Raw genomic sequence first — 15,547 nt, forward strand, 5'->3', positions numbered from 1 at the left:
CCCGGGCCCGGGCACGCGCCGACCAGCCCGCAACTCAATCCGCACAAGCAGAATCGGAGCAGCAAGCATGAGCGAGCCGACTCGCATCGAGGTCCGCACGGCCGACCCGTACCCGGTGATCATCGGACGGGGGCTGCTGGGCGACCTGGTCGACGAGGTGACCGGTCGGTCCGGGGTGCGGACGGTGGCGATCTTCTATCAGCCGTCGCTGGCCGAGACCGCCGAGGTGGTGCGGAAGGCGCTGGTGGACAAGGGCGTCGACGCGCACCGGGTGGAGATCCCGGACGCCGAGGCCGGTAAGGATCTGCAGGTCGCGGGCTTCTGCTGGGAGGTGCTGGGCCGGATCGGGCTGACCCGCAAGGACGTGATCGTGAGCCTGGGCGGCGGCGCGGCCACCGACCTGGCCGGGTTCGTGGCCGCCACCTGGATGCGCGGCGTGGACATCGTGCACGTGCCGACCACCCTGCTGGCCATGGTGGACGCCGCGGTCGGCGGCAAGACCGGCATCAATACCGAGGCGGGCAAGAACCTGGTCGGCTGCTTCCACGAGCCGGCCGCGGTCCTGGTCGACCTGGCGACGCTGGAAACCCTGCCGCGCAACGAGATCGTGGCCGGCATGGCCGAGATCATCAAGGCCGGTTTCATCGCCGACCCGGTGATCCTGGAGCTGGTGGAACGCGATCCGGAGGCCGCCCTGGATCCGACCGGCGAGGTGCTGCCCGAGCTCATCCGCCGCGCCATCCAGGTCAAGGCCGATGTGGTGGCCGCGGATCTGAAGGAATCGGATCTGCGCGAGATCCTCAACTACGGCCACACCCTCGGCCACGCCATCGAGCGCCGCGAGCGCTACCGCTGGCGGCACGGCGCGGCCGTCTCGGTCGGCCTGGTGTTCGCGGCCGAATTGGGCCGCCTGGCCGGGCGTCTCGACGATGCCACCGCCGAGCGCCACCGCACCATCCTGGCCAGCATCGGCCTGCCCACCACCTACGACGCCGACGCGCTGCCGCAGCTGCTGGACGCCATGCAGACCGACAAGAAGACCCGTTCGGGCGTGGTCCGTTTCGTCGTGCTCGACGGCCTGGCCAAGCCGGGCCGTCTGGAGGGCCCGGATCCGAGCCTGCTGGCCGCCGCCTACTCCGCGGTCGCCCGCGAGGACGGCCCGACCGGCGGAGCCATCCTGCTGTAAGCCGGACATACGAAAAACCCCGCGCCACAACGAGGATGGCGCGGGGTTTTCTTTTCGGAATGTCAGGCGTTGACGGTTTCGGGGGCGGCGGCGGGTGCGCGCTTCTGCTGCTCCCGCCCGACCAGGAAGCGGCCCAGCGCCACGCCGAGCATGCCCGGGATGAAGATCAGCAGCACGATCCAGGCCGCGCCCGAGGTGAGATTGAAGAACAGCCCCTGGTCGCCGAGATCGAACTTGGGCAGGAAGTCCAGCAGCCACGACACCAGCCCCGCGCCCAGCCCACCGGCGAGGGCGGCCTTGAGCCAGCGCATGGTCAGATCGGAACCGTGCTCGGGATCGGGATTGGCCTTCCGATCGGCCCGCCCGTCCAGCACACCCCAGGCGATGACCGCGCCGACCAGGACGATCAGGCACAGGATCCGCATCCACGCGCCCGCGGTCGGCCAGCTCATCATGCCGAAGCCGAGCAGGGTCTCCAGCACAACGGTCAGCGCCCCCAAGCCCACGGCGCGCAACACCCACGCATTCATGTCGATCACCTTAACCTGCGCGGCCGCCCGGCCGAACCCAATGAACTGAAACTTGTTCCAGAACCCTAGCCGGAGCGGGCCCGCGAGACACACCCGACCCCGACACGCTGCTAGAAATGCGTGGTGAGCATCGAAGCCGTCGCCCTGCTGCAGGACCCGATCCGCAAGCGGCTCTACGACTATGTCGCGGCCGCGGATCACGACGTCAGCCGGGACGAGGCCGCCGCGGCGGTGGAGATCAAGCGCCCGCTGGCGGCCTTCCATCTGGACAAGCTCACCGAGGCCGGACTGCTGGACGCGGTGTTCCGCCGCCCGGAGGGCCGCACCGGGCCGGGTTCGGGACGGCCCGCCAAGTTCTATCGGCGCGCCGAGGCCGAATTCAGCATCAGCCTGCCCGCACGCGACTACCGCACGGTCGCAACGGTTCTCGCCGAGGTGGTGGAGCATCAGGGTTTCGAGGAGGCGATCGAGAAGGCCGCGGCCGCGCACGCCCCGAAGCTGGAGGGCCGCAGCCTGTTCGAGGCGCTCGGCGCGCACGGCTACGAGCCCTACTTCGACGGCGACACCATCCGCCTGCGCAATTGCCCCTTTCACAAGCTGGCCGTGGACTTCCCGCCGCTGGTCTGCGGCATGAATCTGGCCCTGCTGGCGGGCCCGGCCGCGGCGGCGGGCTGGACCGCGCGGATGGATCCGGCGCCGGGCAGATGTTGCATAAGCTTTTCTAAAACCAACGATGACTAGTTATAGTCGAGGCATGCACCTCGCACAGTTCAATATCGGGCGCATGATCGCGCCACGCGGCGATGCGCGCGTCGCCGGGTTCTACGACCACCTCGATGAGATCAATGCCGTCGCCGACAACTCGCCCGGCTTCGTCTGGCGCATGGTGGACGAGGAGTCCAACGACGCCACCTCGATCCGGCCCTATGACGGCGATCCGGACATGCTGGTGAACCTGAGCGTGTGGGAATCGCGAGAGACGTTGTTCGACTACGTCTATCGCAGCGGCCACATGGATTTCGTGCGCCGTCGCCGCGAGTGGTTCCTGCCGCTGGGCGAGGTGTTCACGGTGCTGTGGTGGATTCCGGAGGGCACCATCCCCACCCTCGACGACGCCATGGAGCGCCTGACGCACCTGCGTGAGAACGGGCCCACGCCTTACGCTTTCACCTTCCGGCAGGCCTTCGAACCGGAAGTGCCGGAATCAGTTCTGTAGTGCCGCGGCCATTTCCGCGCGCGGAGCGGGCTTCCCGGTGAACTGCTCGACCTGGCCGTAGGCCTGGTTCAGCAGCATGTCCAGGCCGCTCACGACCGTATTGCCCGCTCGCGCAACCGCTTCGGCGAGCGGGGTCGGCCAAGGGTTGTAGATGGCGTCGAGCACGACCGGCGCCACCGCGACCGAATCCGCCACGGCCGCGGCCGCTTCGGCGGGCACCGTGCTGACCACGGCGTCCACATCGGAGCAGACGAACAGCAGCCCCTCCGGATCGAATCCGAGCACCTCGGCCGACATGCCGAGCTGCTCGGCCAATTCCAGGGTGTCGGCGGCGCGCCCGCGGTCACGAGCGACGATCGTGACGGTGTGCGCGCCCAGATCCGACAAAGCCAGCAGCGCCGGGCGGGCGGTGCCGCCCGCGCCCAGCACGACGGCCCTCGAAATCTCCTTCACGCCCGCGCCTTCCAGCGCGCCGCGCACCCCGTCCACATCGGTGCAGTCGGCGCGCCAACCGGTTTCGGTGCGCACCAGGGTATTCGCGGAGCCGACCAGCTCGGCGCGCTCGGTCCGCTCGTCGGCGTACTCCAACGCGGCGACCTTGCCGGGCATGGTCACCGACAGCCCGACCCATTCCGGGCCGAGCCCGTCGACCAGTCCGGGCAGTTGCTCCCCGGTGCACTCGATGCGCTCGTAGGTCCAGTCCAGGCCCAGCGCCTTGTAGGCCGCCAGATGCAGTTGCGGCGAGCGCGAATGCGAGATCGGGCTGCCGAGCACCGCCGCCTTGCGCTTATCGCCCACTGTCGAGGATTCCACTCTGCCTGGCCTTTTCGATATTGCGCAGATGCTCCCGGTAGTCCTCGGTGAACAAGGTGGTGCCCTGCTTGTCGACGGTCACGAAGTACAGCCACGGCCCGGGTGCCGGATTCTCCATGGCGCGCATGGCATCCAGCGACGGCGCGGAGATCGGCGTCGCGGGCAGCCCGACCATGGCGTAGGTGTTCCAGGGGGTCTGCTTGGCCCGGTCGGCGTCGGTGGTGGCGACCTCGGTCTGGGCGAGGCTGTAGTTGACGGTCGAGTCGAATTCCAGCTTCTGCTTGGCCGCCAGGCGGTTCACGATGACCCGCGCCACCTTCGACATGTCCTGCGGCAGGGCTTCCCGTTCCACCAGCGACGCCGCGATCAACGTGTCGTAGGGCGAGAGGCCGTTGGCCGCGCCCGACTGCTGCAGCCCGCTGGCCTCGTAACTACGCGCGCTCGCGGTCACCAGCTGCTTGAGGATGTCCAGCGGGCTGGCCGTCGGATCGAAATCCATGGTGCCACCGGCGATCAGGCCCTCGAGCTGCCGCGAGCGGTCCGGCGCCGTCTTCACCCGGTCCAGCGCCCACGCCGGGACGCCCAGCGCGACCGGGTCCCCGGCGCCCGCCTGATCCAGCTGCTCATAGGTCACGCACTTGGCCGCGGTGCCGGTGCCGACGCAGCTGGCGTCGGCGATCTTGCGGTAGATGCCGTCCTTGCGCGCGCCGGTGTTGACGTCGGTGGAGTCGTGCAGCTGGCGGCCCTCGGAGATGACCACATTGCCGACCCGGGCGTCCTTGGCGAACAGCGCGGTCACCGCTTCGGCGCCCTTGCTGTGGCTGGGCACGGCGTAGTAGCCGGGCTGGATGGAGCTCATGTTCGTATTGCGCACGGCCGCTTCGTAGAACGCGCCGCTGCTCTGCACCACGCCCTTGTCGGCCATGGTCTGCGCGATATTGGTGGCGGTGTCGCCGGGCTTGATCTGGATGATCACCAGCGGCCCCTGCGGACCGGAGAAGTCGGCCGGACCGTTCAGCTTGCCGACGAACTTCCAGCCCGCGAAGCCGACCGCGCCGACGAACAGGATGGCGAACACGCCCGCGATGACGAACAGGTTGCGCCGGCGGCGCTTGCGCTCGGCCGCCTTGCGCGAGGCCATGCGGGATCGCTTGGGGCGTTGGCCCCGTCCGCCCTTGCCGCCGGAGGCGCGCTGACCCACCCGGGCCGGGCGCTCGGCAGAGCGGCGGCCCACGCGGTCGGCGCGCTGGGGTGCGCTGCGGCGCGGCGGTTCCGGCGCGAGGGGCGGCTCGTCGTACTCGTCGCCCTCGTAGGGCTCGTCGTCGTAGCGCTCATCCTCGTAGCGCGGGATGACGGTGGTGTCGTCCTCGTAGTCGTCCGCCTCGGACCATTCCAGATCGTCGCGGCGGTAACGCCGTTCGGCATTCTGCCGGTAGCGTTCCTCGGCCCGAGTCCAGCGGTCGGTCATGCGTCACCACGCGGCTTCAATAGGGCACTCCGTTCGTCCAACCATCCTTGCAGGATCGACACGGCGGCGGCCTGATCGATCACCTGCCGCTGCCCGCGTGCGCGAACTCCACTGTCTCGCAACGCACGTGCAGCAGACACCGTAGTCAAACGTTCGTCGGAAAGTCGCACCGGCACCGGTGCGACCAGTGTCCGCAAACGCCCCGCGAAGGTGGCCGCCAGCTTAGCCGAAGAGCCGCTCTCGCCGCGCAATGTGCGCGGCAGGCCGACGATCACTTCGACGGCCTCGTATTCCCGCACAATCTCGGCAATTCTGGATAGATCGGACGCCAGTGTCCCAGGTGCGACTTTCTTCGCGCGCGGAACCGTCTCCACCGGCGTGGCGAGCAGACCGTCGGGATCGCTGGAGGCGACACCGATTCGGACCGAACCGACATCGATGCCGATGCGCCGGCCGCGCCCGGGATCCCGCTCGACACTGGGTCGTTCGGAGGCGAATCCGCGACCGTCCGGAGACACGCCGGAGGCCTCGGTGGGCGTCCGGGCAAATCCGGAGGAATGTCGCGAATCCGTCGGCGACGGATCCGCTTCCGGTGTGGACCGGGTCCCGTGTTCGGGACCCGGTGTGTCGGAGTCGTCGGCGGACATCTACCCGGCGAGCTCGGCGACCCGCGCGCGCAGCGCGGCCAGACCCGCCTCGATGCCCGACGGGTCGGTACCCGCGCCCTGGGCCATCTCCGGCTTGCCGCCACCGCGTCCGGCGATGGACGGCCCGAACGAGGCCACCAGATCCCCGGCCTTGATGCCGAGATCCTGGGCGGCCTTGGTGACCGCGGCGACGAACGGCACCTTGCCGTCGGCATTGCCGAGCAGCACCACGATGGCGGGCTCGGAACCCAAGCGGCCCTTGATGTCCTGCACCAGGGTGCGCAGATCGCCCGCGCCGACACCCTCGGGCGCGGCGGCCGCGACCAGCAGCACCTTGCCGACGCGCTGAGCCTGCTCGGCGAAGGTGCCCGCGCTCGACAGCACGGCGGCCATCTTGGTGCGCTCGAGCTCCTTCTCGGCGACCTTCAGACGCTCGACGAGCTGCTCGACGCGCGCCGGCACCTCATCGGAGGGCACCTTCAGCGAGGAGGCGACACCGGCGAGCAGCGCGCGCTCCTTGGCCAGGTACTTGTAGGAGTCCAGGCCCACGAAGGCTTCCACGCGGCGGATACCGGAACCGACCGACGACTCGCCGAGCACGGTGATCGGCCCGATCTGCGCCGAGGACTGCACGTGGGTGCCACCGCAGAGCTCCATGGAGAACGGTCCGCCGATCTCCACGACGCGCACCTCGTCGCCGTAGTTCTCGCCGAACAGCGCCATGGCGCCCATCTTCTTGGCCGAGGGCAGATCGGTGACGAAGGTGTTGACCTGGAAGTCGTTGGCCACCGCGTCGTTGGAGACGGCCTCGATATCGGCCTTCTGCTGCTCGGAGAGCGCGCCCTGCCAGTTGAAGTCGAAGCGCAGGTAACCCGGCTTGTTGAGCGAACCGGCCTGAACGGCGTTGGGGCCCAGGATCTGTCGCAGCGCGGCGTGCACCATGTGGGTGCCCGAGTGGCCCTGGGTGGCGCCCTTGCGCCAGGCCGGATCGACCTGGGCCAGCACGGTATCGCCCTCGGTGAGCTGACCGGCCTCGACGGTGGCCTTGTGCACCCACACCTTCTTGGCGATCTTCTGCACGTCGTTGACCTTCACCTTCAGGCCGTGCGACGAGACGATCGATCCGCGGTCGGCGATCTGGCCGCCGGACTCGGCGTAGAGCGGGCTGCGGTCGAGGATGACCTCGACGTCCTGGCCCACCTCGGCCACCGGTACCCGGACGCCGTCCTTGATCAGGGCGAGAACCGTTGCCTCGGTGGCCAGTTCGTCGAAGCCGGTGAACTCGGTCGCGCCGCGGTCCACGAACTCCTTGTAGACGGTGAGGTCGGCGTGCGCGTGCTTGCGCGAGAGCGCGTCCTCCTTGGCGCGCTTGCGCTGCTCGGCCATGAGGGCGCGGAAGCCCTCCTCGTCGACCTGCAGTCCAGCCTCGGCGGCCATCTCCAGGGTCAGGTCGATGGGGAAGCCGTAGGTGTCGTGCAGGGTGAACGCGTCGGAGCCGCTGATCTTCTTGCTGCCCTGGGCCTTCACCTCGTCGACGGTCTCGTCGAAGAGCTTGGTGCCGGTGTTGAGGGTCTTGAGGAACGCGGCTTCCTCACCGACGGCGACGGTCTCGATGCGCTTGAAGTCGGTGGCCAGCTCCGGGTAGGAGGGGGCCATGAGCTCGGAGACGACCTTGATGAACTCGCCCATCACCGGCTTCTCCGCGCCCAGCAGGCGGGCCGAGCGCACGATGCGGCGCAGCAGGCGGCGCAGCACGTAGCCGCGGCCGTCATTGCCGGGGTTGACGCCGTCGCCGATCAGCATTGCCGCGGTGCGGGCGTGGTCGGCAATGACGCGGAAGCGCACATCGTCGGCCTGCTCGACACCGTAGGAGCGGCCGGTCAGCTCCTCGGCCTTGTTGATGATCGGGCGCAGCAGATCGGTCTCGTAGACATTGTCGACGCCCTGCAGCAGGAAGGCGACGCGCTCGACGCCCATGCCGGTGTCGATGTTCTTCTTGGGCAGCGGGCCCAGGATCTCGAAGTCGTCCTTGCCGCGACCGGCGCCCCGCTCGTTCTGCATGAACACGAGGTTCCAGATCTCGAGGTAGCGGTCCTCGTCGGCCTCCGGTCCGCCCTCGACGCCGTACTCGGGGCCGCGGTCGAAGTAGATCTCCGAGCACGGACCGCACGGGCCGGGAATGCCCATGGACCAGTAGTTGTCGGCCATGCCGCGGCGCTGGATACGGGAGTCCGGGACACCGAGCTCGCGCCAGATCTGCTCGGCCTCGTCATCGTCGAGATACACGGTGACCCAGAGCTTTTCCGGATCGAAGCCGTAGCCGCCGTCCTCGACGGACTTGGTCAGCAGCGACCAGGCCAGTTCCATGGCCCCGCGCTTGAAGTAGTCGCCGAAGGAGAAGTTGCCCGCCATCTGGAAGAAGGTGTTGTGACGGGTGGTGATGCCGACATTCTCGATATCGCCGGTGCGCACGCACTTCTGCACGCTGGTCGCGGTATTGAAGGGCGGGGTCTGCTGACCGAGGAAATACGGCACGAACTGGACCATGCCTGCGTTGACGAACAACAGGTTGGGGTCGGCCAGGATCAGCGAGGCACTCGGCACCTCGGTGTGTCCGGCCTTTACGAAATGCTCCAGGAAGCGCCGTCGAATCTCGTGGGTCTGCACAGGTATCCAGCCTACCGGGCCGGGTCCAGGCGGTTTCGCGCGACCACCGGGCAACCCGCCCGCGCCGCGGCCCACCCTCCTCGCACGGCCCGACTCGATATCCCGGGGAGGCCGGGCTCAGCGTCGTCGGGCACCTGGCCTCGGTCTCCCCCGGGCACCTGAGCTCAATAACCCCGCGGCGAACTCAATCCGCAGTCAAGGCGGCGGGGTCGGGCGAGCGGCCCGAGGCGGGGGCTCAGCGGCCTCTGACGATGCGGCGGAGCTTGGTGACCCGCGGGCCGACCTCGCGTTCGTAGCCGTGGTCGGTGGGCTGGTAGTAGTCGGTGCCGACCAGTTCGTCGGGGGGATATTGCTGGGCGAGGACGCCGTCGGGGTGGTCGTGGGGGTATTTGTAGCCCTGGGCGTTGCCGAGGGCGGCCGCGCCGGCGTAATGACCGTCACGTAGATGGGCGGGGACCGCGCCCGCCTTGCCGGCGCGGATGTCGGCCATGGCGGCGCCGATGCCCTTGACCACCGAGCCGGACTTCGGGGCGGTGGCGATGTGGATGGTGGCCTGGGTGAGGGCCAGCTGGGCCTCGGGCATGCCGACCAGTTGCACCACTTGGGCGGCGGCGACCGCGGTCTGTAGCGCGGTGGGGTCGGCCATGCCGACTTCCTCGCTGGCCTGAATCATCAAGCGGCGGGCGATGAATCGCGGATCCTCGCCCGCGCTGATCATGCGGGCCAGATAGTGCAGCGCCGCATCGACATCGGAGCCGCGCAGGGATTTGATGAAGGCGCTGATCACGTCGTAGTGCTGGTCCCCGGCGCGGTCGTAGCGCACGGCCGCCTTGTCGACGCTGGCCTCGACCAGCTCGACCCCGACGGTGCCGTCGAGCGAGGATTCCGCCGAGGCCTCGAGCGCGGTCAGCGAGCGGCGCGCGTCGCCGCCCGCGATGCGCACGATGTGATCGATCGCCTCATCGGTGACCGTGTACTCCCCCGCCAGCCCGCGCGGATCCTCGATGGCGCGCTTCAGCACCGTGCGAATGTCGTCCTCGGACAGCGACTGCAACTGCAGCACCAGCGATCGCGACAGCAGCGGCGACACCACCGAGAACGACGGATTCTCCGTGGTCGCCGCGACCAGCAGCACGATCCGGTTCTCGACCGCGGCCAGCAGCGCGTCCTGCTGGGTCTTCGAGAACCGGTGCACCTCATCGATGAACAGCACGGTCTGCTCGCCCGCGGTGAGCCGCCGCCGCGCCAGCTCGATGACCGCGCGGACCTCCTTCACACCCGCCGACAGTGCGGACAGCGCCTCGAACCGCCGCCCGGTGGCCGTTGACAGCAGCGACGCGAGGGTGGTCTTGCCGGTGCCGGGCGGGCCGTACAGCAGCACCGACGCGGCACCGGACCCCTCGACCAACCGGCGTAGCGGCGATCCGGGCCCGAGCAGATGCTGCTGTCCGACCACCTCGTCGAGGCTGCGCGGGCGCATGCGCACGGCCAAGGGCGCGAACCGGTCGTCCCCGCTCGGAATGCGCGCGGCCGCCCGGTCGTAGTCGTCGACTACGGTCTGCGCGCCCGGCGCGTCGAAGAGCCCATCACTCACGTGCACGACCCTACTCAGCGGCTCCGACAGAACTCGAACACCGCGACCTCACCCGGACACAGCACGGGCCGGAATCTCACCCTCGGATTCCGGCCCGCACCTCGCGGAGGATCTCTCCTCCCATGTGGTTCCGGAGGACTACTCCTCCCAGTGCTCTTCGAGCGTGGCCGAGACATGCTCGGCGAAATCGCCGAGCGTGTCGTCGCCGGTGCAGCGGGCGTCCTCGGCGAGGGCGGCCCACCGGTTGATCAGCGCGGCCGAGCGCGGAATCGACAGCCCGTGCTCGCGGGCCGCGGCGATGCGCGCGTGGTCGGCGGGCAGGAACCAGTAGGTCGACAGCCACACCCAGATCAGCCGGGCCTCGAGGATGCGCTCGGCGAGCACCTCGTCATCGGCGAGCGCGGGCCACACCGCGACCACCTCGGACCGCCACGCCTCCACCATCTGCCGGGCGCGTTCGCGCGACAGCTCGAAATCGCACAGGCAGCCCGGGAACGAGACCAGGGCGTAGGCGATATCGAGGGTGGCGTCGCGGAAGCCGCCCCACTCGTAGTCGAGGAACCGCGCGCCCTCCTCATTGAGGATGACGTTGTCCGGGCACAGGTCCGAGGGGCTGAACGCGCGATAGCGTCCGGCCGAGAACAGCCGGTTGCCGCGCACGATGCGCTCGGCGATCTCGCCGGGCACCTCGATGCCCATCTCCCGCTGCAGCATGAGCGGCACCTCGGCGACCGCGGATTCGGCCTGCTGCGCGATCCCGTCCACCCGGTGCACCACATCCACGCGGCGCAGCAGCGCGACGAAGTCGGCCTCACGCCCCACGGTCGCGGCGTGCATGCGGCCCAGTGCCTGCGCGAAAGCCATGAGCGCATTGCGCCCGGCCGGCTCCGCGCCGGACTGCAGGACCGCGGTGAGCGAGGTGTTCTCGCCGAGGTCGCTGAGAATGAGCAGCCGCTCGGGCAGGCTGTAGCCGAGTAGGTAGGCGCCGGGCCGATGGTCACGGCCGAGGGCGGTGGTGAATTGGTAGGACACCGCCTCGCGCAGGAATGCGGAATCGATGCTGGCGACACCGGGGGCCATGCCACCGGTGCGTCGCTGATTCGCTGGGCCCGCAACCTGCTTCACTATGAGAGTGCGCGGTAGTGAAAAGGCGTTCTCCGCAACACGGACGCGGAGCACGGTTGTTCTACCACTGCCGCTGAGTTCCATAGGATCGCTCAGCTTTACCGGAGCACCCATTCGCTTTGTGAGCAACTGTTGTGCCGCGGACACGACTTCGGCGGCGCGTTCGGCCAATAGTGCGGTCATCGGAACCCAAAGTACTCCCGTCAGGTCACTTTCAGCGAGCGGTTGCGCAACCTTTCGCGCGTCGGACGGCGTGTCTTTGTGAAGGGTTTGCCCACGCGGCGCTGGTTGCTTGACACAACCAGGACCGTCTAGTTGTCTCATGGTCACTTGCTGTGCGCCACACCGTAAACCGGGAAATGTGAAAGGCTTGCGACCATGACTGGCACGCCGCCCTCAGCACCGTACGACCCCTCCGGCGACCGCCCGGTCGCAGGGGGTGGCGAGCAGCATCCGCCGCATACCGGACAGCACCAAAACCCCGAGCCCGCACCGACTTCCGGCACTCCCGAGCACGGACCGATACACGGCCGTCACCAAATGCCCGGTTTGGCCGGATATCCGCAGTTCGACGGACCCGGCGCCGCGCAGTACGGCAACGAACCGGTGGAACCCCCGCCGCCGCTGAACCCGCAGTCGGGCGCGGCGCAGCCACCTCCCGGCTACGGCCAGAACGTGCCGCCGCAGCAGCAGCAACCCGGGATGACGCCGCCGGGCAATCCGCCTCCGCCGGGCGGATTCCCGCCGGGTGCGATGCCGCCGCCCGCGGGTCAGCCGAACCAACCGATCCAGCAGCCGCCGATGACGGCCCCGCGCGAGACCCTCGACGTCGGCGGCGCGCTGACCTACGGCTGGGATCGCTTCCGGCTCAATCCCGTTCCCTGGGTCGGCATGGTGCTGATCGGCCTGATCGCCTGGCTGGTGGTCACGCTGCTGGTGAATATCGTTCAGGTGCAGTCGCTCTCGGCGGTGATCCTGCTGTTCGCGGTGGCTTCGCTGGTGGTGTGGCTGCTGCAGGCGGCGATGATCCGCGGCGCGCTCTACGAAACCGACGGCACACCACCGGATTTCCCCGCCTTCTTCGGCTTCGTGAACGCCGGGAATGTGCTCATCACCGCGCTCATCGTGTTCGGGCTCTGCTTCGTGGCCGCCATCGCGTGCGTGTTCCCGGCGGTGATCGTGGGTGTGCTGTGCATGTTCGCGCTGCACTTCGTGATCGATCAGGACATGAATCCGATCGCCGCCATCCAGGCCAGTGTGCGGCTGGTGATCGCCAATGCCCTACATGTGACGCTGCTGGCGCTGGCGGTGCTGATCATCACCGCGGTCGGCCTGCTGTTCTGCGGTCTGGGCCTGCTGATCGCGGGACCGGTGACCGCCATCGCCACCACCTACGCCTACCGCACTCTGACCGGACGCTTGGTCGTGCCGGTCTGAACAGCTCGATAACGACAGTGCCCCCGGTCTCGGAGAGACCGGGGGCACTGCTTATTTCGGGCGTTTGCCCTACTTACCGTCTTCCTTGACCGGGTTGCCGTTCGCGTCGAGCTTGGCGTTCAAGCCCGCCTCGGCCCGCTGCTGCAGCGTGATCGGGGTCGGCGCGTCGGTCAGCGGGTCGACGCCGCCACCCGACTTCGGGAACGCGATGACCTCGCGAATCGAATCCACCCCGGCCAGCAGCGCGGTGATGCGGTCCCAGCCGAAGGCGATGCCGCCCATGGGCGGAGCGCCGAAGGAGAAGGCGTCGAGCAGGAAGCCGAACTTGTCCTGGGCCTCCTCTTCGCCGATGCCCATCACCTTGAACACGCGCTCCTGCACGTCGCGGCGGTGGATACGGATCGAGCCGCCGCCGATCTCGTTGCCGTTGCAGACGATGTCGTAGGCGTAGGCCAGCGCCGCACCGGGATCGGTGTCGAAGGTGGCCAGGTGCTCGGGCTTGGGCGAGGTGAACGCGTGGTGCACCGCGGTCCAGGCCGAATGGCCCAGCGCCACATCGCCGCTCGCGGTGGCGTCGGCGGCGGGCTCGAACATCGGCGCGTCCACGATCCAGACGAAGGCCCAGGCGTTCTCGTCGATGAGACCGCACTTGCGGGCGATCTCGCCCCGGGCCGCGCCCAGCAGCGCGCGGCTGGACTTCTGGTCACCGGCGGCGAAGAACACGCAGTCGCCCGGGTTGGCGCCGACCTGCTTGGCCAGGCCCTCGCGCTCGGCCTCGGTCAGGTTCTTGGCGACCGGGCCGCCGAGGGTGCCGTCCTCCTGGAAGGTGATGTAGGCCAGGCCCTTCGCGCCGCGCTGCTTGGCCCACTCCTGCCAGGCGTCGAACTGGCGACGCGGCTGCGAGGCGCCGCCCGGCATGACGACCGCACCGACATAGGGAGCCTGGAAGACGCGGAACTCCGTGTCCTTGAAGTACTCCATCATCTCGGTGATCTCGACCTCGAAGCGCAGGTCGGGCTTGTCCGAGCCGTAGCGGCGCATGGCCTCGGCGTAGGTCATGTGCGGGATCGGGGTCGGGATCTCGTAGCCGACCAGCTTCCACAGCGCGGCCAGGATGTCCTCGGCCAGCAGGATGACGTCTTCCTGCTCGACGAAGCTCATCTCGATGTCGAGCTGGGTGAACTCGGGCTGGCGGTCGGCGCGGAAGTCCTCGTCGCGGTAGCAGCGCGCGATCTGGTAGTAGCGCTCGATGCCGCCGACCATGAGCAGCTGCTTGAACAGCTGCGGCGACTGCGGCAGGGCGTAGAACTTGCCGGGCTGCAGGCGAGCCGGAACCAGGAAGTCGCGCGCGCCTTCTGGCGTCGACCGCGTCATGGTCGGGGTCTCGACCTCGACGAAGGCGTGCTTGGCCAGCACGTCGCGGGCCGCGGCGTTGACCTTGGAGCGCAGGCGGATCGCGTGGGCCGGGCCCTCGCGGCGCAGGTCCAGGTAGCGGTACTTGAGGCGGGCTTCCTCGCCGGGCTCGTCGTCGAGCTGGAAGGGCAGCGGCGCGGCCTCGTTGAGCACCTCGAGTTCGGTCACATTGACCTCGATGGCGCCCGTCGGCAGATTCGGGTTCTCGCTACCGGCCGGTCGGTTCTCGACCACTCCGGTGACCTTCACGACGAACTCGTTGCGCAGCTTGTGGGCTGCCTCCGCGGGCTCGCCTTCACGGAAGACGGCCTGGGACACACCCGAAGCGTCGCGCAGATCGATGAAGATCACGCCACCGTGGTCTCGCCGCCGGGCCACCCATCCGGTGAGGGTGACGGTCTGACCGGCGTGCTCGCTTCGCAGCGAACCAGCCAAGTGGGTGCGCAGCACGGGATTCCTTTCGACGGACTCGTAGCACCAGTGAGATGTGACCGGGTGCAGACCCATCGTAGAGAGACACGTTCAGCGAGTGGAAACCGATATCGACTCGCCCGTGTCAGAGTGATACCCATGACCTTCAACGAGGGCCTGCAAATCGACCCGAACCGGGCGAGTGGCGGCGGACCAGGTATGGGCGGCGGGTTGGTCCTCGGCGGTGGCGCGATCGGCATCATCGCCCTGATCGCGAGCCTGCTGCTCGGCGGCGATCCGGGCAGCATTCTCGGCCAGTTCACGGGCGCGGACTCCAATTCACAGTCGAACACCGCGAAGCTGCCCGACCACTGCAAGACGGGTGCGGACGCCAACAAGTACGTCGACTGCCGCGTGATTCTCACCGCGCAGAGTCTCGACAATGTGTGGACCACCGAGCTGCCCAAGCAGACCAACCGCAAGTACGTGGTGCCGAAGCTGGTCCTGTTCTCCGGCGCGGTGAGCACCGGCTGCGGCCGCGCCTCCTCCGCGGTCGGCCCGTTCTACTGCCCCGCCGACCAGACCGCCTACTTCGACACCAGCTTCTTCCAGGAGCTCGTCGACCGCTTCGGCTCGTCCGGCGGCGCCCTCGCCCAGGAGTACGTGGTCGCCCACGAGTTCGGCCACCACATCCAGAACCTGCTCGGCGACATCAACCGCGCCCAGCGCGACCCCCAGGGCCCCACCTCCGGCGCGGTCCGCACCGAACTCCAGGCCGACTGCTACGCCGGTGTCTGGGCCTACTACGCCGACAAGCTCAACGCCCCCGGCTCGAACACCCCGTTCCTGAAGCCGTTGACCGACAACGACATCCGCGACGCCCTCTCCGCCGCCTCCGCCGTCGGCGACGACCGCATCCAAAAGGCCTCCACCGGCCGCGTCAACCCCGAAGCCTGGACCCACGGCTCCTCCGAGGAACGCCAGAAATGGTTCCTCACCGGCTACAAAACCGGTCAGGTCAAGGCCTGCGACACCTTCTC

13 protein-coding genes are annotated in these 15,547 nt (G+C 68.7%); 5 read left to right on the forward strand and 8 right to left on the reverse strand.

Going from position 1 to position 15,547, the window contains the following annotated elements; translation table 11 throughout:
• The first annotated feature begins 67 nt into the window (after positions 1-67).
• Positions 68-1,186, forward strand: a complete 1,119-nt coding sequence (aroB, locus tag ACAM49_RS19520; protein ID WP_369636958.1) for a 3-dehydroquinate synthase — start codon at positions 68-70, stop codon at positions 1,184-1,186.
• A gap of 62 nt (positions 1,187-1,248) precedes the next feature.
• Here aroB and ACAM49_RS19525 read toward each other — a convergent pair whose 3' ends face one another.
• Positions 1,249-1,716, reverse strand: coding sequence for a B-4DMT family transporter (locus ACAM49_RS19525; protein WP_369636959.1), 468 nt, complete (start codon positions 1,714-1,716; stop codon positions 1,249-1,251).
• 123 nt (positions 1,717-1,839) lie between these two features.
• Between ACAM49_RS19525 and ACAM49_RS19530 the strand changes: the two genes are divergently transcribed.
• Both ACAM49_RS19530 and ACAM49_RS19535 read left to right on the forward strand, forming a co-directional pair.
• A complete protein-coding gene (locus tag ACAM49_RS19530) occupies positions 1,840-2,457 on the forward strand; it encodes a helix-turn-helix transcriptional regulator (RefSeq protein ID WP_369636960.1) in 618 nt (205 codons plus the stop codon).
• Between the two features lie 13 nt (positions 2,458-2,470).
• Positions 2,471-2,932, forward strand: a complete 462-nt coding sequence (locus ACAM49_RS19535; protein ID WP_369636961.1) for a DUF3291 domain-containing protein — start codon at positions 2,471-2,473, stop codon at positions 2,930-2,932.
• Here the strand turns inward: ACAM49_RS19535 and ACAM49_RS19540 are convergent.
• From ACAM49_RS19540 to ACAM49_RS19565, 6 genes are all read right to left on the reverse strand, one after another.
• Positions 2,921-3,730, reverse strand: a complete 810-nt coding sequence (locus ACAM49_RS19540; protein WP_369636962.1) for a shikimate dehydrogenase — start codon at positions 3,728-3,730, stop codon at positions 2,921-2,923. The two genes, ACAM49_RS19535 and ACAM49_RS19540, sit on opposite strands and share 12 nt — an antisense overlap.
• Positions 3,720-5,213 carry an endolytic transglycosylase MltG gene (gene mltG, locus ACAM49_RS19545; RefSeq protein WP_369636963.1) on the reverse strand — a complete coding sequence of 498 codons (1,494 nt, stop codon included), beginning with the start codon at positions 5,211-5,213 and terminating at the stop codon, positions 3,720-3,722. Before mltG ends, ACAM49_RS19540 begins: the two co-directional genes overlap by 11 nt.
• Positions 5,210-5,731, reverse strand: coding sequence for a Holliday junction resolvase RuvX (gene ruvX / locus ACAM49_RS19550; protein ID WP_369636964.1), 522 nt, complete (start codon positions 5,729-5,731; stop codon positions 5,210-5,212). Before ruvX ends, mltG begins: the two co-directional genes overlap by 4 nt.
• A 129-nt stretch (positions 5,732-5,860) precedes the next feature.
• Positions 5,861-8,527 carry an alanine--tRNA ligase gene (gene alaS / locus ACAM49_RS19555; protein ID WP_369636965.1) on the reverse strand — a complete coding sequence of 889 codons (2,667 nt, stop codon included), beginning with the start codon at positions 8,525-8,527 and terminating at the stop codon, positions 5,861-5,863.
• A 235-nt stretch (positions 8,528-8,762) separates the two neighbouring features.
• Positions 8,763-10,049: a replication-associated recombination protein A gene (locus ACAM49_RS19560; RefSeq protein WP_369636971.1), complete on the reverse strand. Its 1,287-nt coding sequence runs from the start codon at positions 10,047-10,049 to the stop codon at positions 8,763-8,765.
• A 210-nt stretch (positions 10,050-10,259) separates the two neighbouring features.
• Positions 10,260-11,429, reverse strand: coding sequence for a phosphotransferase family protein (locus tag ACAM49_RS19565; RefSeq protein WP_369636966.1), 1,170 nt, complete (start codon positions 11,427-11,429; stop codon positions 10,260-10,262).
• A gap of 195 nt (positions 11,430-11,624) precedes the next feature.
• Between ACAM49_RS19565 and ACAM49_RS19570 the strand changes: the two genes are divergently transcribed.
• Complete coding sequence (locus ACAM49_RS19570) at positions 11,625-12,683, forward strand: hypothetical protein (protein ID WP_369636967.1); 1,059 nt, start codon at positions 11,625-11,627, stop codon at positions 12,681-12,683.
• 69 nt (positions 12,684-12,752) lie between these two features.
• Here ACAM49_RS19570 and aspS read toward each other — a convergent pair whose 3' ends face one another.
• Positions 12,753-14,546, reverse strand: coding sequence for an aspartate--tRNA ligase (gene aspS / locus ACAM49_RS19575; protein ID WP_369636968.1), 1,794 nt, complete (start codon positions 14,544-14,546; stop codon positions 12,753-12,755).
• Between the two features lie 120 nt (positions 14,547-14,666).
• On the opposite strand from aspS, the gene ACAM49_RS19580 reads away from it, so the two are divergent.
• Positions 14,667-15,547, forward strand: an 881-nt coding sequence (locus tag ACAM49_RS19580; RefSeq protein WP_369636969.1) for a neutral zinc metallopeptidase, incomplete at its 3' end; no start/stop codon positions are given.

Origin of the sequence: Nocardia sp. JMUB6875, from assembly GCF_041154655.1 — a bacterium.
GTDB lineage: Bacteria > Actinomycetota > Actinomycetes > Mycobacteriales > Mycobacteriaceae > Nocardia.